Source organism: Mesorhizobium ciceri WSM4083 (assembly GCF_000519305.1).
Classification (GTDB): Bacteria; Pseudomonadota; Alphaproteobacteria; order Rhizobiales; family Rhizobiaceae; genus Mesorhizobium; species Mesorhizobium ciceri_B.
Genome location: NZ_JAFG01000005.1, coordinates 49,553 through 64,084 on the forward strand (window position 1 = coordinate 49,553; position 14,532 = coordinate 64,084).

Annotated in this window: 18 protein-coding genes; 12 read left to right on the top strand and 6 right to left on the bottom strand. The window is 61.0% G+C overall.

All coding sequences use genetic code 11. The features are described from left to right. Positions 1-33 precede the first annotated feature (33 nt). From MESCI2_RS0109930 to MESCI2_RS1000000136680, 4 genes are all read left to right on the top strand, one after another. On the top strand, positions 34-474 hold the full coding sequence (locus MESCI2_RS0109930; protein ID WP_027036450.1) for a DUF2231 domain-containing protein: 441 nt from the start codon (positions 34-36) through the stop codon (positions 472-474). Next, positions 471-1,811 (top strand): PQQ-dependent sugar dehydrogenase, encoded by a 1,341-nt coding sequence (locus MESCI2_RS0109935; RefSeq protein ID WP_027036451.1) that lies wholly within the window; start codon positions 471-473, stop codon positions 1,809-1,811. Before MESCI2_RS0109930 ends, MESCI2_RS0109935 begins: the two co-directional genes overlap by 4 nt. Before the next feature lie 379 nt (positions 1,812-2,190). Further along, on the top strand, positions 2,191-2,808 hold the full coding sequence (locus tag MESCI2_RS0109945) for a flavodoxin family protein (protein WP_027036453.1): 618 nt from the start codon (positions 2,191-2,193) through the stop codon (positions 2,806-2,808). Between the two features lie 146 nt (positions 2,809-2,954). Next, positions 2,955-3,119 carry a DUF3309 family protein gene (locus tag MESCI2_RS1000000136680; RefSeq protein ID WP_081738680.1) on the top strand — a complete coding sequence of 55 codons (165 nt, stop codon included), beginning with the start codon at positions 2,955-2,957 and terminating at the stop codon, positions 3,117-3,119. A 108-nt stretch (positions 3,120-3,227) separates the two neighbouring features. On the opposite strand, the gene MESCI2_RS0109955 is transcribed toward MESCI2_RS1000000136680, so the two are convergent. Further along, on the bottom strand, positions 3,228-4,073 hold the full coding sequence (locus MESCI2_RS0109955; RefSeq protein ID WP_027036454.1) for a DUF1236 domain-containing protein: 846 nt from the start codon (positions 4,071-4,073) through the stop codon (positions 3,228-3,230). Positions 4,074-4,267: 194 nt separating this feature from the next. On the opposite strand from MESCI2_RS0109955, the gene MESCI2_RS0109960 reads away from it, so the two are divergent. Both MESCI2_RS0109960 and MESCI2_RS0109965 read left to right on the top strand, forming a co-directional pair. Continuing rightward, a complete protein-coding gene (locus tag MESCI2_RS0109960) occupies positions 4,268-4,720 on the top strand; it encodes a hypothetical protein (RefSeq protein WP_027036455.1) in 453 nt (150 codons plus the stop codon). An 87-nt stretch (positions 4,721-4,807) separates the two neighbouring features. Beyond that, on the top strand, positions 4,808-5,044 hold the full coding sequence (locus MESCI2_RS0109965; protein WP_027036456.1) for a DUF6894 family protein: 237 nt from the start codon (positions 4,808-4,810) through the stop codon (positions 5,042-5,044). 10 nt (positions 5,045-5,054) lie between these two features. Here MESCI2_RS0109965 and MESCI2_RS0109970 read toward each other — a convergent pair whose 3' ends face one another. Continuing rightward, positions 5,055-5,312, bottom strand: coding sequence for a hypothetical protein (locus MESCI2_RS0109970; RefSeq protein ID WP_027036457.1), 258 nt, complete (start codon positions 5,310-5,312; stop codon positions 5,055-5,057). A gap of 375 nt (positions 5,313-5,687) precedes the next feature. Between MESCI2_RS0109970 and MESCI2_RS0109980 the strand changes: the two genes are divergently transcribed. After that, entirely contained in the window at positions 5,688-6,098 is a 411-nt protein-coding gene (locus MESCI2_RS0109980; protein ID WP_027036458.1) for a DUF427 domain-containing protein, read from the top strand. Positions 6,099-6,128: 30 nt separating this feature from the next. On the opposite strand, the gene MESCI2_RS0109985 is transcribed toward MESCI2_RS0109980, so the two are convergent. Both MESCI2_RS0109985 and MESCI2_RS0109990 read right to left on the bottom strand, forming a co-directional pair. Next, positions 6,129-6,560: an HD domain-containing protein gene (locus tag MESCI2_RS0109985; protein WP_027036459.1), complete on the bottom strand. Its 432-nt coding sequence runs from the start codon at positions 6,558-6,560 to the stop codon at positions 6,129-6,131. Positions 6,561-6,584: 24 nt separating this feature from the next. Next, a complete protein-coding gene (locus tag MESCI2_RS0109990; protein WP_027036460.1) occupies positions 6,585-6,980 on the bottom strand; it encodes a GFA family protein in 396 nt (131 codons plus the stop codon). A 200-nt stretch (positions 6,981-7,180) separates the two neighbouring features. On the opposite strand from MESCI2_RS0109990, the gene MESCI2_RS0109995 reads away from it, so the two are divergent. Continuing rightward, positions 7,181-7,789 carry a cysteine hydrolase family protein gene (locus MESCI2_RS0109995; RefSeq protein ID WP_027036461.1) on the top strand — a complete coding sequence of 203 codons (609 nt, stop codon included), beginning with the start codon at positions 7,181-7,183 and terminating at the stop codon, positions 7,787-7,789. 100 nt (positions 7,790-7,889) lie between these two features. Further along, positions 7,890-9,164, top strand: coding sequence for a DUF763 domain-containing protein (locus MESCI2_RS0110000; protein WP_027036462.1), 1,275 nt, complete (start codon positions 7,890-7,892; stop codon positions 9,162-9,164). A gap of 23 nt (positions 9,165-9,187) precedes the next feature. Here MESCI2_RS0110000 and MESCI2_RS0110005 read toward each other — a convergent pair whose 3' ends face one another. Next, on the bottom strand, positions 9,188-9,631 hold the full coding sequence (locus MESCI2_RS0110005; RefSeq protein WP_027036463.1) for a PPC domain-containing DNA-binding protein: 444 nt from the start codon (positions 9,629-9,631) through the stop codon (positions 9,188-9,190). Between the two features lie 43 nt (positions 9,632-9,674). Further along, positions 9,675-9,992, bottom strand: a complete 318-nt coding sequence (locus tag MESCI2_RS0110010; RefSeq protein ID WP_027036464.1) for a hypothetical protein — start codon at positions 9,990-9,992, stop codon at positions 9,675-9,677. A 499-nt stretch (positions 9,993-10,491) separates the two neighbouring features. Here MESCI2_RS0110010 and MESCI2_RS0110015 point away from each other — a divergent pair, with 499 nt between their 5' ends. From MESCI2_RS0110015 to MESCI2_RS0110025, 3 genes are read left to right on the top strand one after another with little or no spacing between them, the layout of a single operon-like run. Then, positions 10,492-11,109: a (2Fe-2S)-binding protein gene (locus tag MESCI2_RS0110015; RefSeq protein ID WP_027036465.1), complete on the top strand. Its 618-nt coding sequence runs from the start codon at positions 10,492-10,494 to the stop codon at positions 11,107-11,109. A 1-nt stretch (position 11,110) separates the two neighbouring features. Then, positions 11,111-12,133 carry an FAD binding domain-containing protein gene (locus tag MESCI2_RS0110020; protein WP_027036466.1) on the top strand — a complete coding sequence of 341 codons (1,023 nt, stop codon included), beginning with the start codon at positions 11,111-11,113 and terminating at the stop codon, positions 12,131-12,133. A 3-nt stretch (positions 12,134-12,136) separates the two neighbouring features. Next, positions 12,137-14,416, top strand: coding sequence for a xanthine dehydrogenase family protein molybdopterin-binding subunit (locus MESCI2_RS0110025; protein WP_027036467.1), 2,280 nt, complete (start codon positions 12,137-12,139; stop codon positions 14,414-14,416). Positions 14,417-14,532 lie beyond the last annotated feature (116 nt).

The following is a 14,532-nucleotide window of genomic DNA, read 5'->3' on the forward strand; positions in this document are numbered from 1 at the left end:
GGACAGGTACAGCTTCAAAGGTGGAGAATGTCCATGGCCCGCGCCCGATCCGTGTTGGTGGCCGCCAGGCGTCCGTTGCATAGAACGCCGATGGCAGTCGCAAATGCATGTTTCGTCGGCACATTGCTGACCGACGTTGCCTATTGGCGAAGCGCTGAAATGATGTGGGCCGATTTTTCCGCCTGGCTGCTGCTTGCCGGCCTGCTTGTAGGCGTGCTCGCGGTTCTTGCAGCACTGGTCGATTTGTTTACCGACCGGCTTTCCGGTGAAGCCGGGCGCGTATGGCCATATCTCCTCGGCAGCCTCGTCGTGCTCGTCATATCGCTCTTCAACGCACTGGTGCACAGCCGGGATGCCTGGACCTCGGTCATGCCGACGGGGCTCATCCTGTCCGCCGCCGCCGTGATCGTTATTCTCTTGCTGAGCCTGCTGGGATGGAGTTCCGGCCGCACTCAAGTGGAGGTGGTCGAATGAATGTCTCCGCCAGATATATCCCGCGGATCGCCAGCCTCGGTCTGCTGTGCGGATCGATTTTGGTGCTGCCCGCATGCAGCGACAACGAACCGGATCCCACCGATCAGGTCGGAGCGAACCCGACGCTGCCTGAACCGATCCAGTATCTGGTGCCGCCGATGCATGTCGCGTCGGTCATCGGTTGGAAACAGGAGGAAAGGCCGACGGTCGCCAAGGGTTTGCAAATCCAGGCCTTCGCCAAGGGATTGAAGCATCCGCGCTCGCTTTACACATTGCCGAATGGTGACGTTCTGGTGGTCGAATCCGTGGCGCCGCCCGGTGCGGCGATCAAGCGGCCGAAAGACCTGGTCATGGGCTGGATCGAGTCCATGGCGACGTCGGGCGGCGGCACCGAAGGAAGCAACCGTATCACCCTGCTGCGCGATACCAACGGCGATGGTGTGCCCGATGTCCAGGAGGTTTTTCTCGATCATCTCAATTCGCCCTTTGGTGTGGCCCTGGTTGGCAACGATCTCTACGTCGCCAACACCGACGCCATCGTGCGGTACCCCTACACGTCGGGCGACACCAAGATCACCGCCCCGGGCACCGTGCTGACGCCGTTGCCCGGCGGGCCTATCGATCACCACTGGACAAAGTCTCTCGTGGCCAGCCGCGACGGGTCTCTGCTTTATGTCGGCATTGGATCCAACAGCAACATCACCGAGAACGGCATCCAGGCGGAAAAGGACCGGGCCGCCATCTGGGAAGTCGACAGGGCCACTGGCCGTTATCGTGTTTTCGCGAGCGGCCTGCGCAACCCCAACGGACTGAGCTGGGAGCCGCAGAGCGGCGCGCTGTGGGCTGTTATCAACGAGCGCGACGAGCTCGGTCCTAACCTGGTTCCCGACTACATGACCTCGGTCAAGGACGGCGCGTTCTATGGTTGGCCGTACAGCTACTATGGTCAGCATGTCGACCCGCGCGTGATGCCGCAGCGGCCGGACCTGGTCGCCAAGGCGATCCCTCCCGATTATGCCTTGAGTTCCCACGTCGCACCTCTGGGCTTGGCGTTCTACACTGGAACCAACCTGCCGGACCTGTATCGCAACGGCGCCTTTGTTGGCGAGCATGGCAGCTGGAACCGCAAGAGCTTCAACGGCTACAAGGTCGTTTTCGTGCCGTTCAAGGACGGTCATCCAGACGGCAAGCCGCAGGATGTCGTCACCGGTTTCCTCGACAAGGACAACAAGGCGCACGGGCGGCCGGTCGGTGTTGCCGTCGACAAATCGGGCGCGTTGCTGATCGCCGACGATGTCGGAAACACGGTCTGGCGCGTAACTTCCGCGAGCCAGTAGGCACCTGCATAAACGCGGATCGCTTCACCTATCTCGGTGCAAATTCCACCAACGCCTTGACGAATTCTGCCGGTGCCTCGATCGGCAGGAATTCGCCGCAGTTGGCGATCATGTGACCTTGCAGGTTCTTTGCGCCAGACAGCCTGCGTCGGAATCGCTCATCGCTGTCTGTCCTCCAGTAGTGGTCAGTGCCCCTGTGAGCCGGCTGGACCGTCACCAAGTGGGAGGAGGGGGCCATCTCGCCCCCGGCCTGTTGGTCCGCTTGGCGGAACAAGCATTCAACCCTGGCGTTAAATGCCGGGCGCTCCCGCAACGGGCGAATGGGCTGTCGCGACGTCGTCGCGGCGATTTGCAATTAGGACAATGCAGGGAGATCCAGATGCCGCTTACGGCCTTCGCACTCAATTGCTCGCTCAAAGCTTCGAACGACAGGGAAAAATCCTCCACCGATCGGTTGCTCGCCGATGTCCTGGCGGCGCTGATGCAATACGAGGTGAAGGGCGAGATCGTGCGTGCGCTCAGTCACGATATCAAGCCCGGCGTGCTCTCCGACATGGGCGAGGGCGACGATTGGCCGAAACTCAGAGAAAAAATACTGGCGGCCGACATTTTCGTACTCGGCCTCCCGATCTGGCTTGGCCAGCCCTCGAGTGTGGCCAAGCGCGTCCTGGAGCGGATGGATGCGTTTCTCGAGGAGACCGATGACAAAGGGCGCATGCCGGCAGCAGGAAAGGTGGCCTTGGTGGCCATCGTCGGCAATGAGGACGGTGCGCATCACTGCCACGCGGAATGCTTCCAGGCATTGAACGATGTTGGCTTCACCATCCCGGCCAATGGCGGGGTCTACTGGGTTGGCGAGGCCATGGAGGATGTCAACTATGTCGACCTGCCGGCAACTCCGGAAAAAGTCTCGGGTGCGATCGAAATGGCAGCATCAAACGCCGCCCATCTCGCTGGATTGCTGAAAGACCGGGGCTACTTGGGGGTCTCGGGGTAACCTTTGTTCGCCCGACATCTTTGAACCTGGCAGCGTCATGAGGTCTCAGTCGGGAACAGGAAGGCTTGTAGCGAGTTCCTATTCTCATCAGCCGCCGACCGCCGCTCCGTCTATACGGCGCGAAGCCGCAAACAGGAGAGCAAGTCATGGGTCTCGGCACAATTCTTATCATCATTCTGATTATCGCATTGCTTGGCGGTTTTAGTGGGCTTGGCGGCGGGCCTTTCTACGGCACCGGTTATTACGGTGGCGGCGGCCTCGGTCTGGTGCTGCTTGTAGTCATAGTCCTGGTCGTGCTCGGGCGCCTCTAACCGGGTGGATGTACCAACTGGCCGACTGCGGTCCTCTGCGTTGCTTGAACCCATGGCAGTCCAGCAATGACGGTCCGCCCTCTAGAGGGCGGACCGCTGGTGGACATATCAGGTCAAAACCAGCACGATCTTGAACGTATCCGGATCAACGATGACGATCCGTCCGTCCGCAAGCACGAAATACTCGTAGCTCTCGTAAGCGGGAACGATCTTGACGATACGAGCCGGCAAACGATGCAGCCTGACCTTCTGCCGCGGAACTTCGACGCCGACGGTGATATCAAAATCGACATTAGACACAGGCTCGACCTTCGTCTCCCGGATGACCTGAGTGACTTGGGTTTTCTGCTCCACCGTCACGTTGTTGATGGAGCCGGTCGACGTCGTATCCTGTGTCGAGGCCTTGCCCTGGGCCTGCTCGTCGGTCTGCATCTTGGCCTTATCCTGAGCCTGCTGCTCGGTGGTGCCGCCCTTGCCTTGAGCCTGCTCATCGGTTTGAATCTTGGTCTTGTCCTGGGCCTGCTGATCGGTGGTGCCGGCCTTGCGCTGAGCCTGCTCGTCGGTCTGCGTCTTGGCCTTGCCCTGGGCCTGCTGATCGGTGGTGCCAGCCTTGCCCTGAGCCTGCTCGTCAGTCTTCAGCTTGGCCTTGCCCTGGGCCTGCTGATCGGTGGTGCCAGCCTTGCCCTGAGCCTGCTCGTCGGTCTTCAGCTTGGTCTTGTCCTGGGCCTGCTGATCGGTGGAGGCGCCGGCGTTGCCCTGAGCCTGCTCATCGGTCTGCATCTTAGCTTTGCCCTGGGACTGCTCGCCCATCTTGGAACCGCCCTGGCAGTCAGCCTGCCCGGAAGCGCAATTGGCTTCTGCGCCAGACTGGCTTTCGGGCTGTTGTGTCTGAGCCATCGCCGTTCCACAGCCGAGCCCGATCGCCAGCATGCTGGTAATGAGAACATGTTTCATGGGGAAATCTCCCTGGGTAAGGTTCGTCCCTTCAATGCGTAGAACCAGCACCCAAAAAAAATGTTCCGAGATAGTTGAGTGAGGGCTAAAAACGACCTCGCTTGAGATCATACGATCGCGGGCGAAAGCCGCCGCTCAAACGACCTTTTCAACTCTGCCGATTGCCCTAGCTCTCTCTTGAGAGGAGACCGGACATGGCAATTTATAGTCTGAGAGTGGCCAGCTTCATTTTCGTTGCACTGGCTTTCGTTCCGGCCGCGGCGCATTTCTTCGCGATGTTCAACAAGATGAAGCTGGACGGGCCGAACTATCTGGCTGCGCAGCGCGCCTATGACGGATGGAGCCTGTTCGGCATCGTGGTGCTGGGAGCATTGCTCTCTACAGCCGCCCTGGCGATCCTGCTCTACCGAGCGAGTGCATCTTTCGGCTTGGTTGTTGTAGCCTGTCTCAGCATCGGCGCCACGCAATTTGCCTTCTGGACGCTGACCTATCCAATCAATCAGGCGACCCGGAACTGGACTGTCCTCCCTGACAACTGGGAGCTGCTGCGGCGCCAATGGGAGTATTCGCATGCCATCGCCGCGGGCCTCAATGCCTTGGCGTTGCTGGTGCTTTTCATATCGGCGCTTCGCGCTGCGGTGCGTTGAACGACCACGTCTTCACCAGCCATTGAGCGGGCAGGAACCAAGGAAGCGAAATCATTGATACGCCAGATATTTCCAGTGGCAGGAAAAATGAAGCGGTATTATTTCGATCTTCAAAATGGTGACGGCACCGTACCCGACAATGACGGGCAGCTGTTCGAATCCCGGGAACAAGCGAAGGCGGAAGCAATTCGTATTTTGCAGGATGTCGCCCAAGACGAAATGCCCGATTGCGATTTCGTCAAGGTAACCGTCAAAGTACGCGATGAGATCGGTGCGCAGATGTTTGAGGCATCGCTTGTCCTGACCTCCGGATGGAGCGTGTGATGCCGCAGGGCTAGCAGCGATACCGCACCGGGATTTGCACGACATTCTCCGATCCAGGCAGATCGAAGGCCATGGCCAGCTGACGTACCGAGGCCATCTCCACGATCAGCTCTTCGATCGAAAGATCCGGCAGACCGGTCTTCACCCTCTGCCTCACCCTGGCCGCAAGTTCATGAACCCGCACCGGGACGAAAAGCGGGCTGTCGTCCAGCAGCTTGCTGATTTCGATGACCACATCGGCGTCGATGTCTTTTGGCAATTCCCGCATGGGCGTCACCTCCAATCGAAGCAACAGCCCGCCATGTCGATGCGACGGGCGATCAGGCATCGAGCGCCGGGCAGTGGGATCGGAGAGGGACGTGCTTGGCGCCGGCCGATAGCCTGACTCATAAGACCGCGGGCATCGGTGTGTCACGAAAAATATCGGTACGAAAATTACCAAGCGGGTCATCCCACGCAAGCGATAAGCGCCTCCCCGCGATCGCGGCTCCGTTTCTCGATAGCCAGAGCAAGCGCTGAAGTGGGTTCGTCATTCGACCTCATAGTACAGGCCGGAACCTGACGCATCGCCGTGCATTTCGTCTCCATGCATGACGAACCGAAATGCGGTCTCGCAATCAATCGGCAGCCAGGGAGAATTTGAATGCAAGCTTCAGGCGCAATCTCAAGACACCATGCTGGCCAATTGGCCATAGAACCGTTTGCCGGCACGGTGACGGTACGATTTTCCGACGCCATAGTCGCTGCCACGGAACGGGCGAAAGTGCTTCAGGAAGAAGGGCATGAGCCCGTGTTCTACATCCCTTTCGAAGACATCTATTTCGACCTTTTCGAAAAGACGAACACCACCAGCCGCTCTCCTTTGAAAGGTACCGCGAGCTATTGGCGCGTCCATGCGGTAGGCAGCTCGGCTGACGATTTCATGTGGGCATACGAGACGCCTGAAACCGCGGCGCGGGCGATTGCACGTCATGGTGCATTCGATCCGGAAACGGCGCGCATTGATGCTGAGCCCGCGGAGGACAGACGGCACACGCCCCACGTCCCGGAATAGATTGCCCGTCCGCACGGGGTGAGCTGAAACTCAAGGCCGGTGCTGGCGGCGCGGAAACTCGTCATCAAGGATGCGCAGTGCCTCCTCGTATTTGACGGTCGATGCCCCCACCTGTCGCGCCTGCCAGATATTGTCCGCCAGATCCGCGCGCTTCACCTGCAGCGCCAATGGATTGGATGCCGCTCGTCGCACGAACGCGAAGTAGTCCTCGCCATCCCTGCGCGACATGGCGTCGACGGCCGAAGCGATCGTCGGGCCAAAGCCGGCCTCGTCCAACCTGGTCCGGTTCCAGCCTTCGCCCTTTTCCACGACGTCATGGAGATAGGCGACGACCTTCTGGTCCCTGGTTTCGACCGCGTCAACGACCCGGCGGCAGTGCTCGATATACGGTCGCCCGGTCTTGTCGCGCTGTGCTGCGTGGACCTCTTCGGCAATCTTGGCCGCCCGGTAAAACATGCTCATCTGGCTTGCCCTTCAGACATGGTTTCACCATCGCTCCTCGGTATCGTGGTGCGGCAGGTCTATTCCGCAGCAAACCCAGCCAAGTCGCTGCTTCGATCCATAGTTGTAGCGCGGCTCCAGGCGAGCCGGATCGTCGAACGTTCCGACATGCAGCGCGATCTCTCCGGGCGATGCGTCATAGGAAAGACTGAGCGGCGATCCGCAGGCCGAGCAGAACCCCCTGCAAGCAATCGGCGAAGACCTGCGATAGGTCGGCGTCGCATTGGTCCAGGTCAGGCTTTGGCAAGGCACCCAGGCCAGGACCGCGAATGCACTGCCGGTCGCTCGCCGGCACATATCGCAATGGCAATAATGCACTCTCGGTTCGCTTCCAACGCGGAAGCGGATCGTGCCGCAGAGACATCCGCCGCTCAGTTCCATTTCGTCGCCCCGGCTGACTTGCGGCTCCAACGCCTGTCGCGCGGTCTCATGCGAGCACCTCCATTTATCTCAGCGGAAACGCCGGCCATTTGCGTCGGTTCCTGTGGCTATCTCAGGAACCAGTGCTTGCGCGCGGCGTTGCGTGTCTTTGCTGGCAAGGAGAGGAGTTAGGGAATGCATGGCCGGCCGGAGGCGCACTGATGTCGATGCCGGGGCTGGCATACGGTCCCCTGGGCGATCGATGCATGCATGTCTGCGTGGATATGCAACGGCTGTTTGCCGAGCCGTCTGAATGGGCAACGCCCTGGATCACCCGGGTTCTCCCGCAGATCGAGAGGCTGGTCGAAAGACGCGCGCCACAGACGGTCTTTACACGCTTCCTGCCAGCCGAAAAGCCGGGGCAGGGCGTCGGCACATGGAAGCGCTATTATGAGCGCTGGGCTTCACTGACGATCGAGACGATCGGGGCGGAAATGACCGAGCTGTTGCCGTCTTTAGCCGGCTACTGCCCGCCAGCGGCGATCATCGACAAGCACATCTATTCGCCCTGGTTCGAAGGACGCCTCAGAGCCCTTCTGGTGGAGCGCGGCATCGATACGCTGGTCATCACCGGTGGCGAAACGGATGTTTGCGTTCTGGCCACGGTGCTCGGAGCCATCGATTTCGGCTATCGCGTGGTTCTCGTCACCGATGCGCTGTGCAGTTCTTCCGACGCAACCCATGACGCACTGCTGACCGTTTACCACCAACGTTTCGCGCAGCAGGTCGAGACGGTCGAGATGGAAACGGTTCTCTCGAACTGGACTTGACGTCCGCTAACCCGGCCCGGGTGGAAGTGTCCATGCTTCCTTGCGCGGTTTGGCTGCCTATCTGTTAAGAGAATGACGGACACCAGGACGGGTAGCAGACGTGACGCAACGATCGGGAAGTGCTGATCTTCCACTGCATGGCGGGCGCGTGCCGAAATGGCTGGGCGACCGCATGACGCGTCTTGGCGCCGTGATGTGCGAGGCGATCATTCATCACTATGGTCGAGACGAGCTGCTGCGGCGGCTGGCGCATCCATTCTGGTTCCAGTCCTTTGGTGCTGTCATGGGCATGGATTGGCACTCGTCGGGGATCACGACCAGCGTCGTGGGCGCTTTGAAGCGTGGCCTCACGCCGCTCTCCGGCGAGCTCGGCATTCATGTCTGCGGTGGTCGCGGCGTGCATTCGCGCAAAACCCCGCATGAGCTGGAGGCCATCGGCCAACGCGTCGGCTTCGACGGAGCGGGCCTTGCCACCGTCAGCCGGCTTGTCGCCAAGGTCGACAGCGCTGCAGTCCAGGACGGTTTCGATCTTTACCTGCATGGTTTCATCGTCACCGATGACGGTCGCTGGGTCGTGGTGCAGCAAGGCATGAACGGTGACAGCAAGGTGGCGCGCCGCTACCATTGGCTCTCCGAGGGCCTCAAGAGTTTTGTCGACCAGCCGCATGCCGCCATCGAGGGCGCCCATCAAGGTGAGATCGTCAACCTGACCGACAGGCGCGCCGACGCGTCGCGCCAAGGGCAACTGAACCTTTTGCAAGACCTCGGACCCGATCGCATCCTGGGCGAGCTTGCAGCATTGGAGCGTTGCGCGGAGCCGACGCGCCGGCAGGAACCGGAGCAGCCGCTGCTGCCGCATTTGGTCATGCCGGCTCACCATGACGTTCGCGAAAGCGATGTCGTCATGCATCGTCTTCACGGCAATATCGCCGCCGCCGCGGACCGTGGTCCCACCGATTTCGCCGAGCTCCTTCTGGTCCCTGGCGTCGGCGCGCGCACGGTGCGCGCGCTGGCCCTCGTTGCCGAGGTGGTGCATGGCGCGCCTTGCCGTTTTTCCGATCCCGGCCGCTTCTCGCTGGCGCATGGCGGCAAGGACAGGCATCCATTTCCAGTACCGTTGAAGGTCTATGACGAGACGATCGGGGTTCTGAAGTCGGCCGTGCAAAAGGCAAAGCTCGGTCGCGATGAAGAAATCGGCGCCTTGAGGCGGCTCGACGATCAGTCGCGGCAAGTCGAACGATACGCAACCGGCCCCAGCCTGAAGGAAATTGTCGCGGGAGAATTCGACCAGTCGCATCTGCTTGGCGGGCGCAGCGTGTTCGGGTGGGAAGCTGCGCCGGATACAGCATCTGCTGAGCGGAGCAAGAAAGCGTGAGAACGAGCTAGAGGGGCTGTAGATCAGTCAGCCAGATCGATCAGCGCGACACCGAGGTCCGGACGCTTGCTGCGGCGCAAATGGCCGGGCGCTTCCACGAGAGTGATTTCGAGCGTGGGCCGAACGATGCCGTCAAGCAGATGTCCACCCCGGGTGGTGCCGTCGCTCAATCCAAGCACCGCATGGACGTGCAGGCTGGGCATATCATCGTCACCCAGCGCGACATCGCCGATCGCGCTCAGAACCTCGCACTGTTCGTCGATAGGGATGTTGCGGTAGGTCTTTGCGGCCGGATCAAACCAGCCCACGGTGGCTTTTTCGAAAGCCCCTATGGCGGTCAGGGACGCGCTGCCGATCTTCTGCTCGACTGCGAAGGCGGTCAGTGCCGCGAACGCTTCTTCGCCTGGGTCGAGCACCACGACAAATGTCCGTTGTCCGCCGATCTCATTGACGAGCTGCGATTTCATCCCTGAGCTTCCATCGTTCGACCCGTTGGGCGCCGGCCTCATATCAATGTGCGTGGTGTTCCGCATTGCGCTTGCGGGTCGCTGCAGCTTTCTTCGCCGATTCCGATCGGCTTGCGGCAGACCGTGATGCCGATGCCTTGCCGCCGCTTTTGCCGCCTTTGTGCGCCGCCGGATGGCCCGTGTGTTTGCCCCGGCCGGAACCGCCTTCCTTCTTGCCACCGCCATCGTCCTTGTTAACGGTTGCCCATGCACGCCGCTCTGCCTCCCTGTCGGAAACCCCGCGCTTCTCATAGCCTTCGGCAATGTGGTCGGCTTTACGCTCCTGCTTGTCAGTGTACTTCGATTTGTCGCCTCGTGGCATGGCCAGTTCCTCCTGTTGAACAAGGGCTGAACGTCGACCCGACGCGCTGGTTCCAACAGAAATTCGCGTAGCCAATGCCGCATCCCCAGGCACGGCCAAACACGCCCGGCCGCGCAAGCCAACGCATTTCTGGCCGGGGAAAGCGTAGCAGCGAGGCGAGGGGAATGGTTCAGCCGATTGCCACCTGACCACGATGGCCAGGATCACGATCCCGACCAAGCCGGCTATGAAGATAACCCTACGCGGCGCGTTCGCAGGATGATCTCGCCCTGTCTCGCCTGCTCCGCAGAGAACACAGGTCCATTGTTACCGTCCTTGTCATGCGACCATCGCTGATGATCGCCTCCTTCCAACCTTGGCACACAACCATCGCTCGACAGGTGAGGTCCGGTTACATCGATCCCGCCAGCAGAAAAAAGGATCACAGGCTCGTGAGGAGGGAACTTTGTCCTCTGCGACTGGTTTGGGCCGCTTAGACCCAGCCAGCCCGGAGCCAGCCATGTCCGATGCCAAGATGTCCAGTGGCCTGAGCAGACGCATGTTCATGACGGCCTCTGTTTCAGCGGCGGCGGTGATGCCGCTTGCGAATTCCCCGACGAGAGCTGCCCAGCCAGAGTCCGCAAAACCGGCCGAACCGCGCGACTTGTCGGCGGTTTCGATCCGCGTCAACAAACAGGCCTACAACCTCGCTCTCGACAATCGAACCAGCCTGCTTGACGCCCTGCGCGACCATGTCGGCCTGACCGGCACCAAGAAGGGTTGCGATCACGGTCAGTGTGGCGCCTGCACGGTTCTGATCGACGGAAAGCGGGTACTGTCCTGCTTGAGCTTTGCCGTCATGAACCAGGGCCGGGAGATCACAACGGTGGAAGGCCTGGCTTCGACGGACGGGGAATTGCATCCGGTTCAGCAGGCTTTCATCGACCACGATGCCTTTCAATGCGGCTATTGCACACCGGGTCAGATCATGTCCGCCATCGGTTGCATCAACGAAGGCCACGCTGGGTCGGAAGACGATATTCGCGAATATATGAGCGGCAATCTATGTCGCTGCGCGGCCTATCCCAACATCGTTGCGGCGATCGTCCAGGCACGCGACGAGACCAGGAGGGCTTAGGATGCGCCCCTTCGTATATGAAAGACCAACCAGCGTCTCCGCGGCCATCGCCATGGCGTCCGGTCCCGATGCCGTGCGTGTTCCGCCAACCGGCGCCGACACGCAGTTCATCGCCGGCGGCACCAATCTGGCCGACTACATGAAGCTCGGGGTCACGCGGCCGGAGCGACTGCTCGACCTCAACACTCTTGCTGAGCCGGCCTTGCGGCAGATCAGGATAGACGATGACACGATCCGGTTTGGTGCACTGGTCCGTATGGGTGAAGCAGCCGACAACAATGATGTCAGGCGCCGTTGCCCGCTGCTTGCCGACAGCCTGAAATTCGCCGCCAGCGGTCAGCTTCGCAACATGGCGAGCCTGGGCGGCAATGTGCTGCAACGTACGCGCTGCGAATATTTTCGAGAGATTTCCTGGCCGTGCAACAAGCGCGAACCCGGCTCCGGCTGCGCTGCGATGGAAGGATCCAATCGCCAGCACGCCGTGCTGGGTACCAGCGATGCCTGCATTGCCACGTATCACGGCGATTTCGCGCAGGCGCTGGTTGCGCTCGACGCCACCGTCGATATCGAAGGTTCGCGGGGAAGGCGCAAGCTTGCTTTTGCCAAGCTGCATAGACGGCCGGGTGAGACGCCCGACATCGAGACGGATCTGGCCGCCGACGAGCTTATTACCGCCATCGAAGTGCCGCTCGCGCCGTGGAGCAGCCGGTCGCGCTATCTGAAGATACGCGATCGTGAATCCTACGCGTTTGCGCTGGCGTCCGCGGCTGTCGCGCTCGACATGGATGGCGAGACGGTAAGGAGTGCGCGCATTGCGCTTGGCGGAGTGGCGACGGTGCCGTGGCGTGCGCGCGAAGCAGAGGACGCGCTACAGGGTAAAGTGCTTGACGAAGCCACGGCGCAGGAGGCCGCCGAGGCTGCTTTCGCCGATGCCAGACCGCGCGAGCATAACGCATTCAAGATACCGCTCGGCAAGCGCACGCTGGTGCGGGCGCTGCTTGAAACCCGGAATATGAAGGGCTGAGCCATGAACCAAGCTGCACCCGCTCCAAGGGAAAACCAGGGCGATCCCGTTGTTCGCATTGACGCCCGGCTAAAAGTTACCGGACAGGCCGGCTATCCCGCCGACATCGTCACAGCCAACGTCGCCTACGGTGCCCTTGCCACCAGCAGCATTGCCCGGGGCAAGGTTTCCGAACTTCACACGAAAGACGCCAGGGCCGTACCCGGTGTGCTGGACATCGTCACCTATGGCGATATGGACAAGGCCGACACGCCGAAATTCGGCAACACCGGCGCAAGTTCGATCGGGCCCTTGCACGACAAGACGGTTTTTCACGACGGTCAGATCATCGCTCTGGTGGTCGCCGAAACCTTCGAGGCGGCGGAGGAAGCAGCGATGTTGATCCGCGCCGATTACGAGAACGAACGGCCCAGCGCCAGCTTCGATTCCAAGGGCGTGAAGATGGAACCGGCTGCCGGCAAAAGCCCTATGTTCAAGGAGGATGCGAAGGCCGGTGACTTCGATGCCGCCTGGGCGGATGCGACGGTGAAGATCGACGAAAAATATTCGACGCCGACCCAGCATCACAATCCGATCGAGCTGTTTTCGACCACGGCCATATGGCAGGGCGACCAGTTGACGATACACGAGCCCAGCCAGAATGTTACGGGCTGGAAGGTGGAACTGGCACGCCAACTGAAGCTCGATCCGGCCAATGTGCGGATCGTCAGTCCCTATATCGGCGGCGCCTTCGGCTCCAAGGGGCCGATGACGGCACGCACTGCGATCGTTGCCGTCGCTGCGCGGCGGATCGGCCGGCCGGTTCGTTGCGTCGTCAATCGCATGCAAGCCTTCGGTACGCAGATCTATCGAGCCGAAACGCGGCATCGGATCCGCATGGGCGCCGGCAAGGACGGCCGCATCACGGCGTTCGGACATGAGGGATGGGAGGTGACGTCACGCCCTGATCCTTATGTCGTCGGCGGCACGTCCGCCACCGCGCGCATGTACAATTACGGCTCCGTTCTGACGCATGTTTCGCTGGTTCATGCCGACCGCAACACGCCTGGCTACATGCGATCGCCGCCGGAGACGCCTTATGTCTACGCGCTGGAAAACGCCATGGACGAAATGGCCGTGGCCCTCGGCATGGATCCTGTCGAGTTTCGTCGCATCAATGAACCGGAGAAGGAGCCGATCGGAGGCAAGCCATTTTCCAGCCGCTCACTCATCAAGTGCTATGACCAGGCGTCGGATGCCTTTGGCTGGTCGAAACGCGATCCCAGGGTCGGCTCGATGCGCGAAGGCGATTGGCTGGTCGGGATGGGCTGTGCGACGGCAATCTATCCGACTGCCGCCGCACCTTGCGCGGCCCGGGTTCGTTTCACCGCCGATGGCGAGGTCCGGGTCCAGTGCGGCTCGCATGAAATCGGTACCGGCGTTCGCACCGTCGCCGGCCAGATGGCGGCCGAAAGACTGGGGGTCGGCATGGATAAGGTCAGCGTCGAGATGGGCGACAGTGCCTTGCCGCCGGCTCCCGTGTCGGGCGGATCGATCTCGACCGCCAGTGTCTGCTCGGCGGTCATGAAAGCCTGCGACGCGATACGCGAAAAGCTGTTCGCCGCCGCTGCGGGCAGGGGGGCTCCGCTGGCTGGTTCAGGCAATGCGAAGCTGGACTTGAAGGACGAAAAGGTCGTCACCGAGACCGGCAAATCCGCAAAGCTGGCCGATGTCTTCAAGGCCATGCAGGTCGGCGCCCTCGAAGAATATGCCGAGTTCGCGCCGAAGGGTTCTTCGCCGGAGGCATTGAGCAAGCTCTATGCCGGACAGCCGGAATTTCATGGCGGAGAAGGAGACAAGGATTCGGTCAAATATGCCTTCGGCGCCGAGTTCGTCGAAGTGCGCATCAACAGCTATACACGCGAAATCCGGGTGCCGCGTATCGTCGGAGCCTTCGCTGCCGGGCGCATCATGAACACGCGCACCGCGCGCAGCCAACTGATGGGCGGCATGATCTGGGGAATTGGCCAGGCCTTGCACGAGGCGACGGAAATCGATCAGCGACACGCGCGCTACGTCAATCGCGACCTGCAGGATTATCTCGTGCCGGTCAACGCCGACATCAAAGAGGTCGACGTTATCCTGGTCCCCGAGACCGACCATCAGGTCAATCCTGCCGGCGTCAAGGGCTTGGGCGAACTCGGCAATGTCGGAACGGCTGCTGCCGTGGCGAGTGCCGTCTATCATGCCACCGGCAAGCGCATTCGCGATCTGCCGATCAGGATAGACGATCTGATAGGCTGAGGGTCAAGAGCTCTGAGAGGAGGGGCTCCACAAGCCGACATCGTCATCGAAATTGTCGCGGTGGTGGCGTTGCTTGACTGATAAGTTTTCACACGCAGCGCTAGCTTGATTGGCTT

Coding starts and splice junctions, on each gene's coding strand:
- MESCI2_RS0109995 (WP_027036461.1), top strand. CDS start 7,181: ATGTCGATGCCGGGGCTGGCATACGGTCCCCTGGGCGATCGATGCATG.
- MESCI2_RS0109965 (WP_027036456.1), top strand. CDS start 4,808: ATGAAGCGGTATTATTTCGATCTTCAAAATGGTGACGGCACCGTACCC.
- MESCI2_RS0109985 (WP_027036459.1), bottom strand. CDS start 6,560: ATGAGCATGTTTTACCGGGCGGCCAAGATTGCCGAAGAGGTCCACGCA.
- MESCI2_RS0109960 (WP_027036455.1), top strand. CDS start 4,268: ATGGCAATTTATAGTCTGAGAGTGGCCAGCTTCATTTTCGTTGCACTG.
- MESCI2_RS0110025 (WP_027036467.1), top strand. CDS start 12,137: ATGAACCAAGCTGCACCCGCTCCAAGGGAAAACCAGGGCGATCCCGTT.
- MESCI2_RS0109935 (WP_027036451.1), top strand. CDS start 471: ATGAATGTCTCCGCCAGATATATCCCGCGGATCGCCAGCCTCGGTCTG.
- MESCI2_RS1000000136680 (WP_081738680.1), top strand. CDS start 2,955: ATGGGTCTCGGCACAATTCTTATCATCATTCTGATTATCGCATTGCTT.
- MESCI2_RS0109930 (WP_027036450.1), top strand. CDS start 34: ATGGCCCGCGCCCGATCCGTGTTGGTGGCCGCCAGGCGTCCGTTGCAT.
- MESCI2_RS0110010 (WP_027036464.1), bottom strand. CDS start 9,992: ATGCCACGAGGCGACAAATCGAAGTACACTGACAAGCAGGAGCGTAAA.
- MESCI2_RS0109980 (WP_027036458.1), top strand. CDS start 5,688: ATGCAAGCTTCAGGCGCAATCTCAAGACACCATGCTGGCCAATTGGCC.
- MESCI2_RS0109990 (WP_027036460.1), bottom strand. CDS start 6,980: ATGGAACTGAGCGGCGGATGTCTCTGCGGCACGATCCGCTTCCGCGTT.
- MESCI2_RS0110020 (WP_027036466.1), top strand. CDS start 11,111: ATGCGCCCCTTCGTATATGAAAGACCAACCAGCGTCTCCGCGGCCATC.
- MESCI2_RS0109955 (WP_027036454.1), bottom strand. CDS start 4,073: ATGAAACATGTTCTCATTACCAGCATGCTGGCGATCGGGCTCGGCTGT.
- MESCI2_RS0109945 (WP_027036453.1), top strand. CDS start 2,191: ATGCCGCTTACGGCCTTCGCACTCAATTGCTCGCTCAAAGCTTCGAAC.
- MESCI2_RS0110015 (WP_027036465.1), top strand. CDS start 10,492: ATGTCCGATGCCAAGATGTCCAGTGGCCTGAGCAGACGCATGTTCATG.
- MESCI2_RS0109970 (WP_027036457.1), bottom strand. CDS start 5,312: ATGCGGGAATTGCCAAAAGACATCGACGCCGATGTGGTCATCGAAATC.
- MESCI2_RS0110005 (WP_027036463.1), bottom strand. CDS start 9,631: ATGAAATCGCAGCTCGTCAATGAGATCGGCGGACAACGGACATTTGTC.